Origin of the sequence: uncultured Thalassospira sp. (genome assembly GCF_963976115.1) — a bacterium.
Classification (GTDB): Bacteria; Pseudomonadota; Alphaproteobacteria; order Rhodospirillales; family Thalassospiraceae; genus Thalassospira.
The window spans coordinates 240,033-260,651 of the sequence record NZ_CAXBJJ010000009.1 but is presented as its reverse complement, the minus strand read 5'-3'; the positions used below and the strand labels follow the sequence as shown (position 1 = coordinate 260,651).

Genomic DNA, 20,619 nt, shown 5'->3' with positions numbered 1-20,619 from the left:
CCGTGAAGGCGGTCGTACCGTCGGCGCAGGCGTCGTTGCAAAGATCATTGAATAATTTCCTTGATCTTTGTATCGCGGGCGGCTACATAAGCCGCCCGCGATACTTTTTGCGGCAATCGTCAACTCCAGTTGAGGGGCCGGTGTCCTTTTGAGGGCTCCGGTACATAATTACATGGATAGTCAGAACATTCGCATTCGCCTTAAGGCGTTTGACCATCGCGTGCTGGATCAGTCCACGCGCGAGATCGTCAATACGGCGAAGCGCACTGGCGCAGAGGTCCGCGGCCCAATTCCGCTGCCGACCCGCATCGAAAAATACACTGTTCTGCGGTCTCCGCACATCGATAAGAAATCGCGTGAGCAGTTTGAAATCCGTACGCACAAGCGTCTTCTCGACATTGTCGACCCGACCCCGCAAACCGTTGATGCTCTTATGAAGCTCGACCTTGCTGCCGGTGTCGACGTCGAGATCAAACTTTAATCGGGAGTAAGCCGCAATGCGTAGTGGACTTATTACCCAGAAGGTCGGCATGACCCGCGTCTTTAACGACGATGGTTCCCACCTTCCTGTAACAGTTCTGAAGGTCGAAGATCTTCAGGTTGTCGCCAACCGTACCAATGAACTCGACGGCTACGTCGCTGTTCAGCTTGGTTATGGCAAAGCGAAAGTGAAAAACGTATCGAAGCCGATGCGCGGTCACTTCGCCAAAGCCAAGGTTGAGCCGAAAGCCAAACTTGCTGAATTCCGCGTTAGCGAAGATGGCCTGATCGAAGTTGGTGCAGAGCTTTCTGCTACTCACTTTGTTGATGGTCAGTACGTTGACGTAATCGGCACCTCCATCGGTAAAGGTTTTGCCGGTGCGATGAAGCGTCACAACTTCGGTGGTCTTCGTGCGTCGCACGGTGTGTCTGTATCGCACCGTTCGCATGGTTCCACTGGTCAGTGTCAGGATCCGGGCCGCGTCTTCAAAGGTAAGAAGATGGCAGGTCACATGGGTGCCGCACGTGTTACCGTTCAGTCCTTGAAAATCGTCACTTCTGACGAAGCAAAAGGTCTGATCCTGGTTCATGGTGCAGTCCCGGGTCACAAGGGCGCATATGTCCTTGTTAAGGATTCTGTGAAACGTGCTGCGCCGGAAGGTCTTCCGTTCCCAGCCGCGCTTAAGGGTGCTGCCCCGGCTGCTGAAGAAGCTGTCGCCGAGGATAAGGAATAAGCATCATGAAGCTCGACATTCTTAAACTTGACGCTTCCAAGGCCGGTAACATTGATCTCGCAGAAGAGATCTTTGGTCTGGAAGTGCGTCGCGACGTTCTGCACCGTATGGTGAACTGGCAGTTGGCAAAACGCCGTGCTGGTACCCATAAGGTAAAAGAAAAGTCGGAAATTTCCGCAACCACGAAAAAGTTCGTGCGTCAGAAAGGTAGTGGCGGTGCTCGTCACGGTTCCCGTAAGGCAGCACAGTTCCGTGGTGGTGGGGTTGTGCATGGTCCGCGTGTTCGCGATCACGCACACGATCTGACCAAGAAATTCCGTAAGCTCGCGCTTAAAACCGCTCTGTCGGCTAAAGCAAAGGACGGTAAGCTTATCGTTCTTGATAATGCGGAATTCTCGGATGCTAAAACCAAGAGTCTGGTTGCAGTTTTCAACAAACTCGGCTGGAAGTCTGCATTGATCATTGACGGTACGCAGGTCAACGAAGGTTTTGCTCGCGCTGCGCGCAATATCCCGCAAATTGATGTGTTGCCTGAGATCGGTGCTAACGTCTATGACATCCTTCGCCGTGACACCTTGGTGCTCACCAAGGGTGCGGTCGAAGCGTTGGAGGCACGTCTCAAATGACGATCATCAGCAAAGAGCGGATGTACGAAGTCATCCGCGCCCCGCATATTACTGAAAAGTCGACGTTGATTTCTGAACACAACGCAGTTGCGTTCAAAGTCGCGATCGACGCCACCAAGCCGGAGATTAAGGCTGCTGTGGAAGGTCTGTTCGGGGTGAAGGTCAAGGCGGTCAATACCTCTGTGGTAAAAGGAAAGACCAAGCGTTTTCGCGGTATTTCCGGTCGTCGGAGCGATTTCAAGAAAGCGATGGTAACCCTCGAAGAGGGTCATTCCGTCGATGTGACTACGGGAATCTAAGACAATGGCTTTGAAGAAGTTTAAACCAACCTCTCCTGGTCGCCGTCAGCTGGTTCTTGTCGATCGTTCTGATCTCCACAAGGGCAAGCCGATTAAAGCGTTGACCGAAGGTCTTCGCAAGAAAGGTGGCCGTAACAACACTGGTCGTATCACCGCCCGCCGTATTGGTGGTGGTCACAAACGTCGTTACCGTATGATCGATTTCAAACGTACCAAGTTTGATATTGTCGGTACCGTCGAGCGTTTGGAATATGATCCGAACCGCACCGCGTTTATCGCGTTGGTTCGTTATTCTGACGACGAATTGGCCTACATCCTAGCACCACAGCGTCTCGCTGTTGGCGACAAGATTATTGCCGCTGAACGCGTAGATATTAAGCCGGGCAATGCCGCACCGCTGAAGAATATTCCGGTCGGTACCATTATCCATAACGTCGAACTGAAAGCCGGTAAAGGTGGTCAGGTCGCACGTTCAGCAGGTGCCTATGTGCAACTTGTTGGTAAGGATCAGGGTTACGCCCAGCTGAAGCTGTCCTCCGGTGAAGTACGTTTGGTTCGTGGTGAATGCATGGCTACCATTGGTGCCGTGTCTAACCAGGACCATCAAAACATCAACCTTGGTAAAGCCGGCCGTAATCGCTGGCTTGGCAAACGTCCTTCGGTTCGTGGTGTAGCCATGAACCCGATCGATCACCCGCATGGTGGTGGTGAAGGTCGTACATCGGGTGGTCGTCATCCGGTTACGCCGTGGGGTAAGCCTACCAAGGGCAAACGTACCCGCTCGAACAAAAAGACCGACGCGCTTATCATGCGCCGTCGTCACAAGAGCTAACGGAGGAGGCTAGACTATGGCGCGTTCCGTTTGGAAGGGTCCGTTCGTTGACGGATACCTTCTTAAGAAAGCCGATACTGTCCGTGCCTCAGGCCGGAATGAGGTAATTAAGACCTGGTCGCGGCGCTCGACGATTTTGCCGCAATTTGTAGGCCTCACCTTTGGGGTTTATAATGGCCAGAAGTTTCTGCCAGTGCTCGTGAACGAAGATATGATCGGTCACAAGTTTGGTGAATTCTCGCCGACCCGTACCTACTATGGTCACGCGGCCGACAAAAAGGCGAAGAGGAAGTAACGATGGGTAAGAAAGCTGACATCCGTCGGCTGGCGGATAACGAGGCTGCTGCTTCGCTCCGGGCTTTACGCATTTCCCCGCGTAAGCTCAACCTCGTCGCCGAGTCGATCCGTGGTATGAAGGCAGAAGCTGCTTTGGCAGAACTGACCTTCTCCAACAAACGTATTTCGCAGGACGTCAAAAAGCTGCTGGAATCGGCAATCGCAAATGCCGAGAACAACCATCAGCTTGATGTTGATCGTCTCTTTATCAAAGAGGCGTCTGTTGGTAAGGCCTTCGTGATGAAACGTTGGCGCGCCCGTGCACGCGGTCGTGTCGGCAAGATCATTAAGCCGTTCTCCAACATCCGCATCGTCGTTTGCGAACGTGAGGAGACCGAGTAATGGGTCAAAAAGTAAATCCGATCGGTCTACGCGTTGGGATTAACCGTACCTGGGATTCCCGCTGGTACGCCAACAAGACCGATTTCGCTGATCTTCTTCATGAAGATATTGCGATCCGTAATTTCATCTTCACCCGGCTTAAGCAGGCCGGTGTCTCGAAGGTGATTATCGAACGTCCGGCGAAAAAAGCCCGCATCTCGATTCACTCTGCCCGTCCGGGTGTTGTGATCGGGAAAAAAGGCCAGGACATCGAGAAGCTCAAGAACGATCTGCAGAAGATGACCAAGTCAGAAGTGCAGGTTAACATCATCGAAATCCGTAAACCGGAAATCGATGCCAAGCTGGTCGCTGATAACATCGCCCAGCAGCTTGAGCGCCGTGTTTCGTTCCGTCGCGCTATGAAGCGCTCGGTTCAGAACGCAATGCGTCTCGGTGCTGGTGGCATTCGTATTAATGCTGCTGGTCGTCTTGGTGGCGCTGAAATCGCTCGTACCGAATGGTATCGTGAAGGTCGCGTTCCGCTGCACACGCTGCGTGCGGACGTTGATTATGGCACTTCAGAAGCACACACCACCTATGGTGTTTGCGGTCTGAAGGTCTGGATCTTCAAGGGCGAAATCATGGCACATGATCCGTTGGCTTCAGAGCGTAAAGCGCTCGAGTCGGCTGGTTCCGGTCGTAAGTAAGGAGATCCCGATATGCTTTCTCCGAAACGTACAAAGTTCCGTAAAGCCTTCAAAGGTCGCCTGAAAGGGCAGGCCAAAGGTGGTACCGAACTGAATTTCGGCGCTTATGGCTTGAAAGCCTTGGAGCCGGAGCGTATAACGGCGCGTCAGATCGAAGCGGCTCGCCGCGCGATCACTCGCCACATGCGCCGTCAAGGTCGTGTGTGGATACGCGTTTTCCCGGATCTACCGGTTTCGCAGAAGCCTGCCGAAGTCCGTCAGGGTAAAGGTAAAGGCTCGATCGAGTATTGGTCGGCACGCGTTAAACCGGGGCGGATTATGTTTGAACTCGACGGTGTTCCGTTGGATCTTGCACGCCGAGCTTTCGAGCTGGCAGCGGCAAAATTGCCGATCAAGACCAAGTTTGTCACACGTCTTGGTGAAGGGGAGTAATTAGTGATGAAAGTTGCTGATCTCCGCGCTAAAAGCGCTGACGAACTAAAACAGATGCTGCTGGACCTGCGTAAGGAGTCGTTCAATATGCGATTCCAGCAGGCTTCTGGTCAGTTTGAGAACACTGCGCGGGTCCGTCAGGTCCGTCGTGATATCGCCCGCATCAAAACCCTTCTCGGTAACGAGAAGGGTGCGACCGCGGCCTAACAGGACACGCAGAGGAGTAAACACACATGCCGAGGCGTGTATTGCAGGGGACAGTCGTTTCTACAAAGAACGACAAGACTGTGGTGGTCCGTGTGGAACGCCAGGTCATGCACCCGCTGTATAAAAAGTACGTGCGCAAGTCGAAGAAATTCCACGCGCACGATGAAGAGAACCGCTTCAAGACGGGTGACGTTGTTCGCATTCGCGAATGCAAACCGATCTCCAAATTGAAGTCTTGGGAAGTAGTGGTCGAGGAGTGAGTCCTCAGCCCAATCATAGTCAAGGGGTAAACCCATGATCCAGATGCAGTCCAATCTGGACGTTGCCGACAATAGTGGCGCTCGCCGCGTCCAGTGCATCAAGGTGCTGGGCGGTTCGAAGCGCAAAACCGCTCACGTTGGTGATGTTATCGTGGTTTCCGTTAAGGAAGCCATCCCGCGCGGTCGTGTAAAGAAGGGTGCAGTTCACAAAGCTGTCATCGTTCGCACCGCAAAGGAAATTCGTCGTGCCGATGGCTCGGCGATCCGCTTTGACCGTAACGCTGCCGTTCTCATTAATGCGAATGGCGAGCCGATCGGCACGCGTATTTTCGGCCCGGTAACCCGTGAACTTCGTTCGCGTGGTTACATGAAGATCATTTCGCTCGCTCCGGAGGTGCTGTAATGGCTGCCAAGATTAAAAAGGGCGATCGCGTCATTGTTCTGACGGGTAAAGACAAAGGGAAGACCGGCGAAGTTCTCGCCGCATTCCCGACCGAGAACAAGGTTCTGGTTTCGGGCATCAACCTGGTGAAACGTCACCAGCGCCCGTCCGGTGCTGATGCCGGTGGCATTGTCGAGAAGGAAGCGAAAATTAACGTTTCCAATCTCGCGATTGTTGACCCGAAAGAAAATAAGCCGACCCGCGTCGGTTTTAAGACCCTTGATGATGGTCGCAAGGTTCGCTTCGCGAAGCTTAGCGGCGAAGTCATCGACAAGTGAGGGACGGAAAAATGACGCGCCTGCGCGAACATTATAAAGAAGTGGTGCGTGACGCACTCCTAGAGCAGTTCTCTTACGGGAACAGCATGGAGATTCCGCGCCTCGAAAAGATCGTGATCAACATGGGTGTCGGCGACGCCACCCAAGATCGCAAAAAACTGGATGGTGCAGTTGCGGATCTCGCGGCTATCACCGGTCAGAAGCCTATCTTCACGGTAGCGAAAAAGTCGGTAGCGGCTTTCAAACTTCGTGAAGGCATGAACATCGGTTGTAAAGTGACCTTGCGTCGCGACCGTATGTTTGAGTTCCTGGACCGTCTGGTCACCATCGCGCTTCCGCGCGTTCGTGACTTCCGCGGCCTGAACAAAAAATCCTTTGATGGTCGTGGCAACTTTGCCATGGGCTTGAAGGAACAGTTCGTCTTTCCTGAAGTCGAGTACGACAAAGTTGACTCGGTCCGCGGGATGGACATCATCATTTGTACCACGGCTAAGTCTGACGATGAAGCTCTTGCCCTTCTTAAGGGCTTTGATCTTCCGTTCGGAAACTAACTGGAGGTTGGCCCATGGCCAAGAAGAGCGCTGTAGAGCGTGAACTCAAACGTGAACGCCTGGCGAAGCAATTTGCTGCCAAGCGTGCCGCCCTTAAAGCGGTAATCGGCAACCGCGAAACGTCCCCTGAGGATCGTATCGTGGCTGTGATCAAACTCGCCCAGCTGCCGCGTAACTCGGCCCGCATCCGTCAGCGTATTCGCTGCCAGTTGTCCGGTCGTCCGCGCGGTGTGTATCGCAAATTCCGCCTGTCCCGTATCGCACTTCGTGAACTTGCTTCACGTGGTCAGATCCCGGGCATGGTGAAATCCAGCTGGTAAGGAGGACATCACATGTCGATGACCGATCCCGTAAGTGATATGCTCACGCGTATCCGTAACGGTCAGCGCGTTGGGAAATCCAGCGTTGTCTCGCCGGCTTCGAAACTGCGTACCGGTGTGCTGGATGTTCTCCAGCGCGAAGGTTATATCCGCGGTTATAATGTAAGTGAAATTCGCAAGGGCATCAGTGAAATCAGCATCGAACTCAAGTATTTTGAGGGCGAAGGTGTGATTAAGCAGATCGACCGCGTCTCGACCCCGGGTCGTCGTGTATATTCGAAGATCAAAGATCTTCCGAAGGTATACAATGGCTTGGGCATCGCAGTCCTGTCCACTCCGCGAGGAGTTCTTTCGGATCAGGAGGCTCGCGAACAGAATGTCGGCGGCGAAATCCTCTGCAAGGTATTCTAAGGAGGGCCAACGATGTCGCGAGTAGGTAAAAATCCGGTGGTCGTGCCTAACGGCGTTACCATCACCCTGAACGAAGAGCAGATCAGTGCAAAAGGTAAGCTCGGTGAGCTTAACTTGTCTCTGACCTCGGACGTAACCGTTACCCAGGAAGATAACCAGATCTGGGTGAAACCGAAAAATGATAGTAAGCGCGCTCGTGCCCTTTGGGGTACCACCCGTGCGAACATCTCGAACCTCGTTTCCGGGGTTTCAGAAGGTTTCACCAAGAAATTGGAAATCACTGGTGTTGGTTATCGTGCGCAGGTTCAAGGCAACAAACTTGTTCTGCAGCTTGGCTTCTCACACGACGTGGAAATGGAGATCCCTACGGGTCTTAGCGTCGTTGCTGAAAAGCCGACCCTTGTCGCCATCTCTGGCGCAGATAAACAGCTTGTCGGTCAGTTCGCTGCAAATGCACGCGGCTGGCGCGGTCCGGAGCCTTACAAAGGCAAAGGTGTCCGTTACGAAGGCGAGTATATCTTGCGCAAAGAAGGCAAGAAGAAGTAAGGACTGGCACGATGAACAACGCGAGAAACCTTTTCGAACGTCGCAAGCGCCGCGTTCGTTTTGCGATCCGCCAGAAAGCGGCCGGTCGCCCGCGCCTCAGCGTTCACCGTTCGAACGCGCATATCTATGCGCAGATCATCGACGATCTGGCAGGCACTACTATTGCCTCCGCTTCGTCGCGTGAGAACGGTGATAAAGGCGGAAACGCCGATGCAGCTGTGTTGGTTGGCAAGGCGATTGCCGAACGTGCTGTTGCCGCTGGTGTCAAAACGGTCGTTTTCGATCGTGGCGGGTATTTGTTCCATGGCCGGGTGAAAGCTCTGGCCGATGCCGCCCGTGAGGGCGGTCTGGACTTCTAAGGAGCACGACCATGGCACGTAACCAAAATCAACAGCAAGCGCCGAAAAACCGCGAAGAGACTGAACTCGTTGACAAGCTGGTTGGTATCAACCGCGTCGCGAAGGTGGTCAAAGGCGGTCGTCGTTTTGCATTCTCCGCAATGGTTGTCGTTGGTGACCAGCGCGGTCGCGTCGGCTACGGCACGGGTAAAGCTCGTGAAGTTCCCGAGGCGATCCGCAAGGCCACCGAAGCAGCCAAGCGTAACATGATCCGCGTTCCCTTGCGCGAAGGCCGTACCCTTCACCATGACATTAATGGTCATTTTGGTGCAGGTCGGGTTCTTCTTCGTTCGGCTCCGGCCGGTACCGGTATTATTGCCGGTGGTGCAATGCGCGCGGTTTTTGAAACCATGGGTGTTCAGGATGTGGTTGCCAAGTGCACCGGGTCCAACAACCCCCATAACGTCATCCGTGCAACCCTCGACGCTCTTGTCAATGGCGCTTCACCGCGTCAGGTGGCAGCAAAGCGCGGTCTGAAGGTTGGCGATATCGTTGCCCGTCGCGATAGCGGTTCTGCTGCAGCTACTGCTGCCGCGGCTGCGCTCGAAAAGGAGTAATTCGATATGGCTGCTAGCAAAAAAGCGACCGTTCGCGTTACCCAGACCGGGTCGCCGATTGGACGTCCGGCAGACCAGCGTGCAACGCTGGTCGGTCTTGGTCTCAACAAGATGCACCGGACTCGTGAGCTGGAAGATACTCCGGCTGTTCGCGGAATGATCGCCAAGGTCAAACACCTCGTCCGTGTGGACGAGGCTTGATTGGCCCAGATCGAAAAGGTGTTGATTGATGAAACTCAACGAACTTGCTGATAACCCGGGCGCCCGCAAAGCGCGCACCCGTGTTGGTCGCGGCATTGGTTCGGGCAAAGGCAAAACTTCTGGCGCAGGCCAGAAGGGTCAGAAGTCCCGTTCCGGCGTAGCGATTTACGGTTTCGAAGGCGGGCAGATGCCGATTTATCGCCGCCTTCCGAAACGTGGCTTTAAAAACCCGTTCCGCAAGGAATATGGTGTGGTTAACCTGGGTACCCTTCAGACCGCCGTTGATAACGGTGTTCTTGAAGAAGGTGCAAATGTGACCATCGCCATTTTGGTTGAAAAAGGCCTGGCCCGTCCGCAAAAAGACGGCCTGCGTCTGCTCGCCAAGGGCGAACTTACGGCGAAACTTGCGATCGAAATCACCGGTGCTTCCAAGTCAGCTATTGAAGCTGTCGAGAAAGTCGGTGGCTCGGTGACGGTTCTGGCTCCGGCTGCTGCCGCAGACGAAACCGCAGAGTAAGCCTCTGTAACGACGTGAGGGTCCGGTTCCATCATGCATGGGCCCGGACCCTCCGGTTTTAGTGTATTGGGAGATGAGTGCATGGCATCGGCCGCCGAGCAGCTTGCCGCGAACCTGAACTGGTCGTCTTTCTCCAAGGCGACTGAGCTTAAAAAGCGTATCTGGTTCACTTTGGGGGCGCTTATTGTTTACCGTCTGGGAACATATATTCCTGTTCCTGGCGTGGATCCGTCCATTCTGGCTGATATTTTCCAGCAGAATGCGGGTGGTGTCCTTGGCATGTTTGACATGTTCGCAGGCGGCGCTTTAAGCCGCATGACGATCTTTGCTTTGAACATCATGCCCTACATCTCTGCTTCTATTATCATTCAGTTGATGACGACCGTTTCACCCGCTCTTGAGCAATATAAAAAAGAGGGTGAGCAGGGTCGGAAAAAAATTAATCAATATACCCGCTATCTGACTTTGTTGATCGCGACCATTCAGGCGTGGGGCATTGCTGTCGGTCTCGAAAGCATGTCAGGCTCAAGCGGCGCTGCCGTCCACGAGCCGGGAATGTTCTTCCGCCTCATTGCGGTTGTGACGCTGGTTGGCGGTACAATGTTCCTGATGTGGCTGGGCGAACAGGTAACCCAGCGTGGTATCGGTAACGGTATTTCCCTGATCATTTTCACCGGGATTGTTGCCAACCTGCCGCGCGCCATTGCCGGCACGCTTGAACTTGGCCGTACCGGTGCGCTGTCAGCCCTGGTTATTGTTGCGATTATTGTGATGGCCGTGGGCGTCATTGCCTTTATCGTCTTTATGGAACGTGCACAGCGCCGGGTGCTTATTCAGTACCCGAAACGCCAGGTTGGCATGAAGGTGATGGAAGGGCAAAGCTCGCATTTGCCGCTCAAGATTAACACTGCCGGTGTTATTCCGCCGATTTTTGCCAGTTCGCTGTTGCTGATGCCGCTCTCGGTGGCCCAGTTTACGGCGGGGGCAGACGCACCGGCGTGGTTGACAACGGTTACCGCCGTACTCGGTCGCGGGCAGCCGCTTTATATTGCGCTTTATATCGCTCTGATCGTGTTCTTTGCGTTTTTCTATACGGCTGTTGTGTTCAATCCGGACGATACAGCTGACAACCTCAAGAAGCATGGCGGCTTTATTCCGGGTATCCGCCCGGGCAAAAATACGGCGGCCCATCTTGACTTTATTCTGACTCGCCTGACGGTTTTGGGTGCCGCGTATCTGGCTTTTGTGTGTATCCTGCCAGAATTGTTGATCGCGGAATGGTCTGTACCATTCTACTTTGGTGGTACTAGCTTACTGATCGTTGTCACGGTAACTATGGATACTGTGGCACAGGTTCAGTCGCACATGCTGGCACATCAGTATGAAGGCCTGATCAAGAAATCGAAACTGCGTGGACGTCGCCGATAAGACTGTCCACGCGACTATCAGGGGGTAACGATGAACATTATCCTACTCGGCCCGCCCGGTGCCGGCAAAGGGACCCAGGCCAAACGGCTTGAAACGGGTCGCGGGATGATTCAGCTTTCTACCGGTGACATGCTGCGTGCAGCAGTTGCCGCCGGTACGGAGCTGGGCAAACAAGCCAAGGAAGTCATGGATGCAGGGAACCTTGTCTCCGACGATCTTATGATCGGTTTGATTTCCGAACGTCTTGAACAGGATGACACCAAGGGCGGTTTCATTCTGGATGGATTTCCACGTACCACAGCCCAGGCGGAAGCCCTGGATGTGATGCTGGAACATAAAGGTCTTGAACTGGACTACGTTATTGAATTGCGTGTGGACGATGCGGCGCTTGTGCGCCGGATTGTTGGCCGCTTTACCTGTGCCAAATGCGGGCAGGGGTATCATGATGAATTCCAGAAACCCAAGGTCGAAGGTGTGTGCGACGTTTGTGGCAGCACCGAATTTAAGCGTCGTGCAGACGACAACGCCGAAACGGTTACGTCCCGACTGGAAGCCTATCACAGGCAGACTGCTCCCATCATTCCGTACTACGAAAATGATGGAAAGCTGAAAACAGTTGACGGCATGGCCGAAATCGACGAAGTTACGCGCGAGATTGAAGCCATCCTGGGGTAATTTCCCGGGCAGGGCGTCTTTTTGCTGGCGGGTTGGCAGTAATGCTGGCCCACTTTTGCCGCGCTCTACCCAACCGGATCTGCCGCAGGGTTTGTTAACAGGAAACAGGAGTCTCACACAGTGGCTCGTATTGCTGGCGTAAATATCCCGACTGCCAAACGCGTCGTGATTGCGCTTACCTACATCACCGGTATTGGTCCGGCGAAAGCTAAAGAAATTTGCTCGAAAGCTGGTATCGAAGCGCAGCAGCGTGTTCACCAGCTGAGCGACGATCAGGTTCTGCGTGTTCGCGAAGTTATCGATGCTGATTACGTCGTCGAAGGCGACCTGCGTCGTGAAACCGCAATGAACATCAAGCGTCTGATGGACCTGGGCTGCTATCGCGGTCTGCGTCATCGTCGCGGTCTGCCGGTGCATGGTCAGCGTACCCACACCAATGCCCGCACCCGTAAGGGCCCGGCTAAGCCGATTGCTGGCAAGAAGAAGTAAGGTAGGGGAACGATTATGGCAAAAGCACCTCAGACTCGTGTGCGTCGCCGCGAGCGTAAGAATATTACGAACGGCATCGCCCACGTTAACGCAACCTTCAATAACACCATGATCACCATCACCGACGTCCAGGGCAATACCATTGCCTGGTCGACCGCTGGTGGCATGGGTTTCCGTGGTTCGCGTAAATCAACGCCTTATGCAGCCCAGATGGCTGCTGAAGACGCTGGTAAAAAAGCTGCTGAACACGGAATGAAGACTCTTGAAGTCGAAGTCAAAGGCCCGGGTTCGGGACGTGAGTCGGCTTTGCGTGCGCTTCAGGCTGTCGGCTTTAACATCACGTCGATCAAAGACGTGACGCCGATTCCGCACAATGGTTGCCGTCCGCGCAAGCGTCGTCGCGTCTAATCGCGCCGATCTGCGGACGACCCGCGTATAGGCCCGGGAAACCGGGCCTGTTCGCGTTTCTCGTTGGGGTGCGTAGCACCTCACATTACCCTAGGCTCCAGTTGCGAAGGTGGGTCTCGTGATTCAGAAGAACTGGCAGGAACTGATTAAGCCGACGAAGCTTGATGTTACCCCGGGTACAGACGCCAGCCGCGTCGGTACGATCGTGGCCGAACCGCTGGAGCGCGGTTTTGGTCAGACCCTGGGCAACGCGCTGCGTCGCATTCTGCTGTCATCCCTCCAGGGGGCAGCGGTTACTGCAATCCAGATCGATGGCGTTTTACACGAATTCTCGTCGATCCCGGGGGTCCGGGAAGATGTTACCGACATCATCCTGAACATCAAGACTCTGGGCGTGCGCATGCATGCCGAAGGTCCGAAGAAAATGACTCTGAAGGCGACCGGCCCTGGTGCCGTCACCGCAGGTCAGATTGAAACCGGTGCCGATATCGAAATCCTTAATCCGGGTCTTGAGCTGTGCCACCTTGATGATGGCGCGACGCTCAATATCGAATTTACGGTTGAAAACGGCAAGGGCTATGTTGCTGCGACTGCGCACCGCTCTGCTGATGCACCGATTGGTCTGATTCCGATCGATGCCATTTTCAGCCCGATCCGCAAGGTCGCTTACAAGGTTGAAAACACCCGTGTTGGCCAGGATACCGATTTCGACAAATTGTCGATCACGGTTGAAACCAACGGTTCGGTTACCCCGGAAGACTCGGTTGCCCTTGCTGCACGCATTTTGCAAGACCAGTTGTCGCTGTTCGTGAACTTCGAAGAACCCGAAACGGTTGTCGAAGAGAAGAAAGAAGACGAACTGCCGTTCAACAAAAACTTGCTGCGCAAGGTTGACGAGCTTGAATTGTCTGTTCGTTCGGCAAACTGCCTGAAGAACGACAACATCATTTATATCGGTGATCTGGTTCAGAAGTCCGAAGCAGAAATGCTGCGTACGCCGAACTTCGGTCGTAAGTCGCTGAACGAAATCAAAGATGTGCTGGCACAGATGGGCCTGCATCTTGGGATGGAAGTCGGCGGTTGGCCGCCCGAGAATATTGAAGATCTGGCACGCAAGTTCGAAGACCCGTTCTAAGACGGGGCTTTGGCCTGCGGGTCGATATGGAACGCGTTCTGCGGTCCAGCACAGGATTAACATCCTGATTGGGCATAATTGCCCGCACCGTACGTGCATGACCTGTTTTCAGGGTGGCGTTACGGTTTCACAATCGGTTTCGCGCGCGAAGCCAAGCCAGAAGGAGAGTACTCATGCGTCATGGTATGCAAGGCCGTAAACTTAATCGGACGAAGTCCCATCGTAAGGCAATGTTTGCCAACATGGCTGTTTCGTTGATCACTCACGAACAGATCAAGACGACTCTTCCGAAGGCCAAAGATCTTCGCCCGTATGTCGAAAAACTGATTACGCTGGGCAAGCGGGGCGACCTGCATGCACGCCGTCAGGTGCTTTCGACCCTGCGTGACGAAACGGCTGTTTCCAAGCTGTTTAGCGTTATTGCTGAACGCTATAAAGATCGTAGTGGTGGTTACACCCGCGTTCTTAAAGCCGGTTTCCGTTACGGCGATGCGGCTCCGATTGCACTGATCGAACTTGTTGATCGTGACCCGGAAGCAAAAGGCGCAGAAGACCGCGCCCGCCTCGAAGCAGAGGGCGAAGCCGAAGGTTCGGACGAATAAGTCCGGTTATCTTGGCCGAAGAAACAGACGGGCGGTGCTTTCGGGCATCGTCCGTTTTTTTATGGCCGCTGGCATAGGGGCGGGGATGTCTTCGGGTGTCGTTATCGGGCGATTACGGGGTGAAAACGCACCGTAATCGCGGTGATTTCGCCAACCGGGCGGTCGATGGTTGCGGGCAAGCGGTTTTGAGCCTAAATCTTTTGGGTCCCAGGGTTTTCAAAACCAGCGTGAACCGGCCCCGGTTTCTCTGCCTGTTGCCAGATATGCGCCAGCACGGTGGAAGTTATTCCGTTAAAAAATGAACTGTCCGCCCGCACGGACAGACGATACGCCGGTGTCGCAGGATGTCGAAAGCCACCCATCTCAAGCATGGAAGAGAGAAACGTGCAGGCAAAAAAGATTGGAATGTTCGCGTTGGTACTGGCAATGGGGATGGCAGTGCTGGCAGGGGGGTGGCATCATCAGGCCGCCGCATCTGAACGACGGTTGCCAACCAGTGATGCCGAAATCAAGATGTCGTTTTCGCCGCTGGTCAAACAAACAGCGCCAAGCGTGGTAAACATCTTTACCAAAAAGGTTGTGACGTCGCGACCTGCCAACCCTTTTATGAATGACCCGTTTTTTAGCCAGTTTTTTGGCAACCGGTTTGGCGGGGCGTTTGGTGCACCGCGCCAGCGGATCGAACGATCACTTGGCTCTGGCGTGATTGTGTCGCCCGATGGCACCATTGTTACCAATCGCCACGTTATTGACGGTGCCAGCGAAATACGCGTGGTTCTGCATGACCGGCGTGAATTTGATGCCAAACTGGTTGGTGCGGATGAGCGCACCGACCTGGCCGTTCTCAAACTTCAAGACGTACATGAAGCCTTGCCGACCCTGAAACTTGGCGATTCCGACGATGTCGAGGTCGGGGACCTGGTGCTGGCGATTGGGAATCCGTTTGGTGTTGGGCAAACGGTGACCAGCGGTATTGTTTCCGCCCTGGCGCGTGCTGGTGTAACCGGGCAGGATTATCAGTCCTTTATTCAGACGGATGCGGCGATCAACCCGGGCAATTCCGGTGGTGCGCTGATCGATATGAACGGTGATCTGGTGGGGGTGAATTCGGCCATCTTTACCAAATCAGGTGGTTCGAACGGCATTGGTTTTGCCATTCCGGTGAATATGGTCAAGGTCGTGATGCGTGGCCTGATCAGTGGTGATTTGCGCCGCCCGTGGCTTGGGGCGTCGGGGCAGACCGTGACGGCGGATTTGGCGCGTTCTCTTGACCTTGAACGTCCTGGCGGGGTGCTGATTAATGCTGTTCATCCGCAAAGCCCGGCGCGTCGGTCGGGGTTAAAAGCGGGCGATGTGGTGGTTGCGGTTAACGGGTTGGAAGTGGACGACCCCAATGGCCTGCGGTTTCGCATTGCAACCCTTGAGGCCACAGGCGACGCGGTGTTAACCATTTGGCGTGACGGACGCAAACAGGATGTTTCCGTGCCGCTGGAAGTGGCACCGGAAACACCGGCGCGTGACGAAACCGTTATTGGCGGCCGTAACCCGTTTGGGGGTGCAAAAATTGCCAATCTTAACCCGGCACTGGCCGATGAACTGGGCATTGATACCCTGATGAGCGGTGTTATTGTTCTTGAAGTTCCTGGCAACAGTCTGGCCCGGCAGGCGCGCCTGAAACCTGGCGATCTGATTACGGATGTGAATAAAAACCACATTACCAGCGTTAGCGACCTTAAAACGGCCCTGAAAAGGGGCGAAAAGGGCCGTAACTGGTCGATTGCGGTTAAACGCGATGGCAAAACCCTGACAGCTGACTATACGCTGTAAGATGGTGATATACGATGTTCCGGGGCCGCTTTGCGCCGGAACATCTGTTTGATAAGTGCGTGGGAAACGCACGAAAGGTTAAAAGGCAGGCATGGTATCGTTGTTTGAAAGTCAGGTTGCGCGACCATTGGCAGATCGGCTGCGCCCGCGCAAGTTGACCGAGGTGGTCGGGCAGGATCATCTGTTTGGCGATGACGGCCCGCTGACCCGGATGACCCAAACAAGACGTGTGCCCTCGGTTATTTTGTGGGGGCCGCCGGGCTGTGGCAAGACCACGCTGGCCCGCTTGATGGCAGATATTGCCGATATGGCGTTTGAACCCCTGTCGGCAATTTTTTCGGGCGTTGCCGATTTGCGCAAGGTTTTTGACCGCGCACGCGGGCGACGTAGCACCGGGGCGAGTACCCTGTTATTTGTTGATGAAATTCATCGTTTCAACAAGGCCCAGCAAGACAGCTTTTTGCCCTATGTTGAAGATGGCACCATCACCCTGATCGGGGCTACAACCGAAAACCCGTCCTTCGAGCTAAATGCCGCACTATTATCGCGAAGCCAGGTTTTGGTGTTAAAGCGCCTGGATGACCCGGCACTGGAAGAACTGCTTAAACGAAGCGAAGCCGAAATGGGCTTTGATCTGCCGTTAACCGGAGAAGCCCGCGTTACCCTGCGCGCCATGGCCGATGGTGACGGGCGTTATTTGCTGAACATGGCTGAAGAACTGTTTATGTTGCCCGCCAGTGACGAGGGGCCGCTTGGCGTGGCCGAATTGTCGCGTGTGGTGCAAAAACGGGTGCCGATCTATGACAAGGGCGATGACAGCCACTATAACCTGATCAGCGCGCTGCATAAATCAGTGCGCGGCTCGGACCCGGACGCCGCCCTTTACTGGTTCAACCGGATGCTGGCCGGGGGCGAAGACCCGAAATATGTGGCGCGGCGTTTGCTGCGCATGGCGATTGAAGATATTGGCCTGGCGGACCCGCAGGCACAGCAAATATGCCTGGGTGCCTGGCAAAGTTACGAACGCATGGGCAGTCCCGAAGGCGAACTGGCATTGGGGCAGGCGGTGATTTACCTGGCCCTGGCGCCGAAATCCAACGCGGGTTACAATGCCTATAACCGGTCGGCGAAAATTGCGCGAGATACCGGTTCCCTAACCCCGCCGTCACATATTTTGAATGCGCCGACCAAACTGATGAAGGAAATTGGTTACGGGCAAGGATATGCCTATGATCATGATCAGGAAGATGGCTTTTCGGGGCAAAACTATTTCCCCGAAGGTATGCGTCGCCAGCAGTTTTACGAACCGGTGGAACGCGGATTTGAACGCGATTTGCGCAAAAGGGTCGATTATTTTGCCCGCTTGCGCCAGGAACGGCAAAAACGTGGATCCGGCGATTAGGACAAAAACGGAAACAAACATGTGAGTACTCGGTGGATAGTCTTCATTGGCGAAATTGGTATGGTGTGACCATAACAACATACCCAGTCTGGAGACTTCTTTATGAGCACGATTTTACATATCGATCCGTCCGTTAACGGCGAAAATTCCAAAAGCCGCCAGTTGGCCCTGAAACTGATCGAGCGCATCAAGGCCGCTGATTCTTCGGTATCGGTGACCTCGCGGGTGCTTGACGCAGATGTTGCCCCGGCGCTGAGCGGCGACGTTGTTGGCGCATATTTCACCCCGGCCGATAACCGCAGCGATGCACAAAAATCGCTGTTGGCAAATTCCGATACCCTGGTTGCCGAATTGCAGGCCGCCGACATCGTTGTTATCGGTGTGCCGATGTATAACTTTGCTGTTCCGTCGACCTTAAAGGCATGGAACGACATGGTTGCCCGCGTTGGCGTTACCTTTAATTACACCGAAAACGGCCCGGTTGGCGCCCTTGGCGGTAAAAAGGCGTATCTGGTCGTGGCAACTGGTGGCGTTCCGGTCAACAGCCCGGTCGATTTTGCGACCCCTTACATGAAACAGTTCCTGGCATTCCTCGGTATTACCGACGTTACCGTAATTGAAGCATCGGGCTTTGGTGTGGATGCGGAAAAGGCAATGGCAACCGGTTTGGCCAATGTTGAAGCTGTGGCTTTGCCGACTGCTGCCTGATTAGCGGTTTAAGACGATAAAGCATTGCATGTTTGGGGTAATTCCCCTGTGCGTTGTATTTGATGACAAAGACCGGTGTTTTTACGCACCGGTCTTTTGTTTTTGCGATTTCATGCTCTAATATCCTTTGGTTCTACCGGGCGATCTGGCAAAGTGGCCCGTGTCTGCGGATGAAACAAGGGGACCTGTGTGTCGCGGTTTATTATTTTGATGATGTGGCTTGTAGCGGTTGTAGGTCTGACATTTGCAGGTGTGCGATTTAGCGGGTTGCTTGATTCAATGCTGCCCGCAGGCGAGCCTGAAATAACCCGCTTTTCGTCGGAAATGGTGCTGCCAACGCAGCCTAATTTTTACCTGGTCTGCGGGAGCGGTCACTGCCCGCCCGCCATTCGCAAGGTTGAAAGCCCGGTTTATCCGGTAAGTGCCGCCCAGCTGTTTAGCCGGATTGAGGACGTTGTTGCAAAAATGGGCGGCAAAATGACATGGCGAAATGGCGAAACCCTGCATTTGCGCATTGTACTGCGCAGCCCGGTTTTCAGATTTCCCGATTGGGTTGACCTGCAAGCAACGCCGGTTGAAGACAATACCAGCCAGCTTTTGGGGTATAGCCGGTCAGTTTATGGTGCCGACGACTTTGGCGCCAACGAAAAACGCCTGAAAAAGCTGGTTTCGCAACTGGGCCATATGACACAGTTAAAGGTTGTAAACTAGAAATTCAGGCCGTCCATGGCGACCAAATGCTCTAAACCGGGGATAATGCCCGGTTTGTTGTGCTTTGTGGCGCGTTTTGCGATGATCATATTGCCTGTATCGCGATCCTCTGGTACATCCGGGGCTGTGCGCGCCGCCTTGCGGCTGGTTTTCGATTGAGGCCGGGTAAAAGAGCAGGGGGTGCCAGAACGGTTTCATGTCATTTGATCCGTGCGAAGGTGCTTGTCGCCCGTGCGGTTTTCGCATGTGACATTTGAACAATGAAGGACTAGCTTTCCGGCCATGCAATTTTCACCGATCATTTTTGCCTGTGTTGCCCTTGGCGGGGCGTTGGGGGCTATGTCGCGCTATGTTGTTTCTGGCTGGATGAATTCCGTGTTGGGTCACGGGTTTCCGTGGGGAACCTTTGCTGTCAACATTATCGGTTCGTTCATCATGGGGCTTGTCATTGAACTGGGCGCACTTAAATTTTCGATAGGGCCTGAAATTCGCGCAATTGTTATTACAGGGTTTTTAGGGGCGTTTACCACGTTTTCGACCTTCTCCCTGGATGTTGCGACGCTTTATGAGCGCGGCAGTTTCGCGTTGGCGGCCCTTTATGTCACGGTATCGGTTTTTGTTGGCATTTCCGCCCTGTTCGGGGCAATGGCATTAGTACGAGGAGCCGTCCAATGAGCGGTGTTACCCTGCGTCGGGTCAAGGCGGACGAGGCGGAACTTCGCCTGGATCGCTGGTTCAAGCGCAACTGTCCTGAATTTACATTCGGCCAGGTCCAGAAATTTTTGCGTGGCGGGCAGATCCGTGTCGATGGTAAACGGGCCAAGGCCAACCAACGGGTTGAGTCGGGCCAGGAAATTCGTGTGCCGCCGGTCCCTGTCATGTCGGGGGGCGGTGAAACCGCCTGGCGCGAGGGGGGCTATGAGTCGCGCGTTAAATCCGGCCCCGCCCATGTGAATGCCAGCGAAGAAGATTTGCAGGCCTTGCGCGATTCTGTGCTGTTTTATGACGAAGTTGTGCTTGCGATTAATAAACCGGCCGGTTTGGCTGTACAGGGCGGCACCAATACGGCGCTGCATATTGATGGCATGCTTGATGCGTTAAAACTTGATAGCAAGGAACGCCCCAAACTGGTTCATCGTCTTGATAAAGATACCAGTGGTGTGTTGCTGTTGGCCCGTTCCGCGTCGGCGGCAGCGTCGCTGACCCGGGCGTTCAAGGATAAAACCACGCGGAAACTGTATTGGGCGCTGGTTTCGGGCGCGCCGGACGAACGCGAAGGCATGATTGATGCCCCGTTGGCCAAGCAGGGCGGCAAAAGCGGCGAGAAAATGGTGATCGACACCAAAGAAGGCAAATCGGCACAGACGATTTATCGCCAGTTGGCCCGTGCCGGTCGTAAGGCGGCCTGGTTGGCCCTGTCGCCGCTTACCGGTCGTACCCACCAGTTGCGCGCCCATTGCGAGGCGATGGGCTGCCCGATTTTGGGCGATGGTAAATATGGGGGGACAAAGGCATTTCGCGATGGTTTGTCTAACCAGATGCATTTGCATGCCCGCGCCATTGATTTTCCGCACCCTATTACCGGCTATCGCGTGATTATCGAGGCTCCGGTGCCGCCGCATTTTAGCGAAAGCATGAAAACGCTGAATTTCGATCCCAAAACCGCGACCAAGTTTTTGACGCCTGAAATTCACCGCGAAAAAGAGAAAAAGACCTTCCGCCGGGAAGAATCCCGGCGGTAATGGCCTTGCCAGGCCACAGGATTGGCCCTGACACCTT

General features: G+C 54.4%; 33 protein-coding genes. All 33 read left to right on the top strand.

Going from position 1 to position 20,619, the window contains the following annotated elements; translation table 11 throughout:
* Positions 1 to 172 precede the first annotated feature (172 nt).
* Positions 173 to 481 (top strand): 30S ribosomal protein S10, encoded by a 309-nt coding sequence (gene rpsJ, locus AAC086_RS14115; protein ID WP_007091508.1) that lies wholly within the window; start codon positions 173 to 175, stop codon positions 479 to 481.
* A 16-nt stretch (positions 482 to 497) separates the two neighbouring features.
* The gene (rplC, locus tag AAC086_RS14110) at positions 498 to 1,214 is read left to right on the top strand and encodes a 50S ribosomal protein L3 (RefSeq protein WP_022734146.1); all 717 of its coding nucleotides are present in this window, start codon (positions 498 to 500) and stop codon (positions 1,212 to 1,214) included.
* Positions 1,215 to 1,219: 5 nt separating this feature from the next.
* Positions 1,220 to 1,840 carry a 50S ribosomal protein L4 gene (rplD, locus tag AAC086_RS14105; RefSeq protein WP_022734147.1) on the top strand — a complete coding sequence of 207 codons (621 nt, stop codon included), beginning with the start codon at positions 1,220 to 1,222 and terminating at the stop codon, positions 1,838 to 1,840.
* Positions 1,837 to 2,139, top strand: a complete 303-nt coding sequence (locus tag AAC086_RS14100) for a 50S ribosomal protein L23 (RefSeq protein WP_022734148.1) — start codon at positions 1,837 to 1,839, stop codon at positions 2,137 to 2,139. The genes rplD and AAC086_RS14100 overlap by 4 nt, the downstream gene beginning before the upstream one ends.
* A gap of 4 nt (positions 2,140 to 2,143) precedes the next feature.
* Entirely contained in the window at positions 2,144 to 2,971 is an 828-nt protein-coding gene (gene rplB / locus AAC086_RS14095) for a 50S ribosomal protein L2 (protein WP_102783193.1), read from the top strand.
* Between the two features lie 16 nt (positions 2,972 to 2,987).
* Complete coding sequence (gene rpsS, locus AAC086_RS14090; protein ID WP_022734150.1) at positions 2,988 to 3,266, top strand: 30S ribosomal protein S19; 279 nt, start codon at positions 2,988 to 2,990, stop codon at positions 3,264 to 3,266.
* Between the two features lie 2 nt (positions 3,267 to 3,268).
* Entirely contained in the window at positions 3,269 to 3,649 is a 381-nt protein-coding gene (gene rplV / locus AAC086_RS14085; protein WP_022734151.1) for a 50S ribosomal protein L22, read from the top strand.
* Positions 3,649 to 4,335, top strand: coding sequence for a 30S ribosomal protein S3 (gene rpsC / locus AAC086_RS14080; protein WP_022734152.1), 687 nt, complete (start codon positions 3,649 to 3,651; stop codon positions 4,333 to 4,335). The genes rplV and rpsC overlap by 1 nt, the downstream gene beginning before the upstream one ends.
* Positions 4,336 to 4,347: 12 nt before the next feature.
* Entirely contained in the window at positions 4,348 to 4,767 is a 420-nt protein-coding gene (rplP, locus tag AAC086_RS14075) for a 50S ribosomal protein L16 (RefSeq protein WP_022734153.1), read from the top strand.
* Positions 4,768 to 4,773: 6 nt separating this feature from the next.
* On the top strand, positions 4,774 to 4,974 hold the full coding sequence (gene rpmC / locus AAC086_RS14070) for a 50S ribosomal protein L29 (protein WP_022734154.1): 201 nt from the start codon (positions 4,774 to 4,776) through the stop codon (positions 4,972 to 4,974).
* Between the two features lie 26 nt (positions 4,975 to 5,000).
* A complete protein-coding gene (gene rpsQ, locus AAC086_RS14065; protein ID WP_008892183.1) occupies positions 5,001 to 5,234 on the top strand; it encodes a 30S ribosomal protein S17 in 234 nt (77 codons plus the stop codon).
* Between the two features lie 34 nt (positions 5,235 to 5,268).
* A complete protein-coding gene (gene rplN / locus AAC086_RS14060) occupies positions 5,269 to 5,637 on the top strand; it encodes a 50S ribosomal protein L14 (RefSeq protein ID WP_022734155.1) in 369 nt (122 codons plus the stop codon).
* The gene (gene rplX, locus AAC086_RS14055) at positions 5,637 to 5,954 is read left to right on the top strand and encodes a 50S ribosomal protein L24 (protein ID WP_022734156.1); all 318 of its coding nucleotides are present in this window, start codon (positions 5,637 to 5,639) and stop codon (positions 5,952 to 5,954) included. Before rplN ends, rplX begins: the two co-directional genes overlap by 1 nt.
* An 11-nt stretch (positions 5,955 to 5,965) precedes the next feature.
* A complete protein-coding gene (gene rplE, locus AAC086_RS14050) occupies positions 5,966 to 6,505 on the top strand; it encodes a 50S ribosomal protein L5 (protein WP_022734157.1) in 540 nt (179 codons plus the stop codon).
* Positions 6,506 to 6,519: 14 nt separating this feature from the next.
* Complete coding sequence (gene rpsN / locus AAC086_RS14045) at positions 6,520 to 6,825, top strand: 30S ribosomal protein S14 (RefSeq protein ID WP_022734158.1); 306 nt, start codon at positions 6,520 to 6,522, stop codon at positions 6,823 to 6,825.
* Between the two features lie 12 nt (positions 6,826 to 6,837).
* Positions 6,838 to 7,236 (top strand): 30S ribosomal protein S8, encoded by a 399-nt coding sequence (gene rpsH / locus AAC086_RS14040; RefSeq protein WP_022734159.1) that lies wholly within the window; start codon positions 6,838 to 6,840, stop codon positions 7,234 to 7,236.
* 12 nt (positions 7,237 to 7,248) lie between these two features.
* Positions 7,249 to 7,782, top strand: coding sequence for a 50S ribosomal protein L6 (rplF, locus tag AAC086_RS14035; protein WP_022734160.1), 534 nt, complete (start codon positions 7,249 to 7,251; stop codon positions 7,780 to 7,782).
* 11 nt (positions 7,783 to 7,793) lie between these two features.
* A complete protein-coding gene (rplR, locus tag AAC086_RS14030) occupies positions 7,794 to 8,141 on the top strand; it encodes a 50S ribosomal protein L18 (protein WP_085585074.1) in 348 nt (115 codons plus the stop codon).
* Between the two features lie 11 nt (positions 8,142 to 8,152).
* Positions 8,153 to 8,737, top strand: a complete 585-nt coding sequence (gene rpsE / locus AAC086_RS14025; protein ID WP_085593872.1) for a 30S ribosomal protein S5 — start codon at positions 8,153 to 8,155, stop codon at positions 8,735 to 8,737.
* A 6-nt stretch (positions 8,738 to 8,743) separates the two neighbouring features.
* Positions 8,744 to 8,938: a 50S ribosomal protein L30 gene (gene rpmD, locus AAC086_RS14020; RefSeq protein WP_073953866.1), complete on the top strand. Its 195-nt coding sequence runs from the start codon at positions 8,744 to 8,746 to the stop codon at positions 8,936 to 8,938.
* A gap of 28 nt (positions 8,939 to 8,966) precedes the next feature.
* Entirely contained in the window at positions 8,967 to 9,455 is a 489-nt protein-coding gene (gene rplO, locus AAC086_RS14015; protein ID WP_339779466.1) for a 50S ribosomal protein L15, read from the top strand.
* 81 nt (positions 9,456 to 9,536) lie between these two features.
* A complete protein-coding gene (gene secY / locus AAC086_RS14010) occupies positions 9,537 to 10,883 on the top strand; it encodes a preprotein translocase subunit SecY (protein ID WP_339779465.1) in 1,347 nt (448 codons plus the stop codon).
* A 30-nt stretch (positions 10,884 to 10,913) separates the two neighbouring features.
* Complete coding sequence (locus AAC086_RS14005) at positions 10,914 to 11,558, top strand: adenylate kinase (protein ID WP_339779464.1); 645 nt, start codon at positions 10,914 to 10,916, stop codon at positions 11,556 to 11,558.
* A gap of 120 nt (positions 11,559 to 11,678) precedes the next feature.
* Positions 11,679 to 12,047, top strand: a complete 369-nt coding sequence (gene rpsM, locus AAC086_RS14000) for a 30S ribosomal protein S13 (protein ID WP_085593876.1) — start codon at positions 11,679 to 11,681, stop codon at positions 12,045 to 12,047.
* Positions 12,048 to 12,062: 15 nt separating this feature from the next.
* Complete coding sequence (gene rpsK, locus AAC086_RS13995; protein WP_339779463.1) at positions 12,063 to 12,455, top strand: 30S ribosomal protein S11; 393 nt, start codon at positions 12,063 to 12,065, stop codon at positions 12,453 to 12,455.
* Between the two features lie 118 nt (positions 12,456 to 12,573).
* Positions 12,574 to 13,590, top strand: coding sequence for a DNA-directed RNA polymerase subunit alpha (locus AAC086_RS13990; protein WP_339779462.1), 1,017 nt, complete (start codon positions 12,574 to 12,576; stop codon positions 13,588 to 13,590).
* Between the two features lie 173 nt (positions 13,591 to 13,763).
* Positions 13,764 to 14,192: a 50S ribosomal protein L17 gene (rplQ, locus tag AAC086_RS13985; RefSeq protein WP_339779461.1), complete on the top strand. Its 429-nt coding sequence runs from the start codon at positions 13,764 to 13,766 to the stop codon at positions 14,190 to 14,192.
* A gap of 405 nt (positions 14,193 to 14,597) precedes the next feature.
* Positions 14,598 to 16,019, top strand: coding sequence for a DegQ family serine endoprotease (locus AAC086_RS13980; RefSeq protein ID WP_339779460.1), 1,422 nt, complete (start codon positions 14,598 to 14,600; stop codon positions 16,017 to 16,019).
* A 91-nt stretch (positions 16,020 to 16,110) separates the two neighbouring features.
* Positions 16,111 to 17,421, top strand: a complete 1,311-nt coding sequence (locus tag AAC086_RS13975) for a replication-associated recombination protein A (protein ID WP_339779458.1) — start codon at positions 16,111 to 16,113, stop codon at positions 17,419 to 17,421.
* A 102-nt stretch (positions 17,422 to 17,523) separates the two neighbouring features.
* Positions 17,524 to 18,129 (top strand): NAD(P)H-dependent oxidoreductase, encoded by a 606-nt coding sequence (locus AAC086_RS13970; RefSeq protein WP_339779457.1) that lies wholly within the window; start codon positions 17,524 to 17,526, stop codon positions 18,127 to 18,129.
* Between the two features lie 189 nt (positions 18,130 to 18,318).
* Entirely contained in the window at positions 18,319 to 18,840 is a 522-nt protein-coding gene (locus AAC086_RS13965) for a DUF1499 domain-containing protein (RefSeq protein ID WP_339779456.1), read from the top strand.
* 282 nt (positions 18,841 to 19,122) lie between these two features.
* Positions 19,123 to 19,515 carry a fluoride efflux transporter CrcB gene (gene crcB / locus AAC086_RS13960; protein ID WP_339779454.1) on the top strand — a complete coding sequence of 131 codons (393 nt, stop codon included), beginning with the start codon at positions 19,123 to 19,125 and terminating at the stop codon, positions 19,513 to 19,515.
* A complete protein-coding gene (locus tag AAC086_RS13955; protein ID WP_339779452.1) occupies positions 19,512 to 20,582 on the top strand; it encodes an RluA family pseudouridine synthase in 1,071 nt (356 codons plus the stop codon). Before crcB ends, AAC086_RS13955 begins: the two co-directional genes overlap by 4 nt.
* The last annotated feature ends 37 nt before the right edge of the window (positions 20,583 to 20,619 follow it).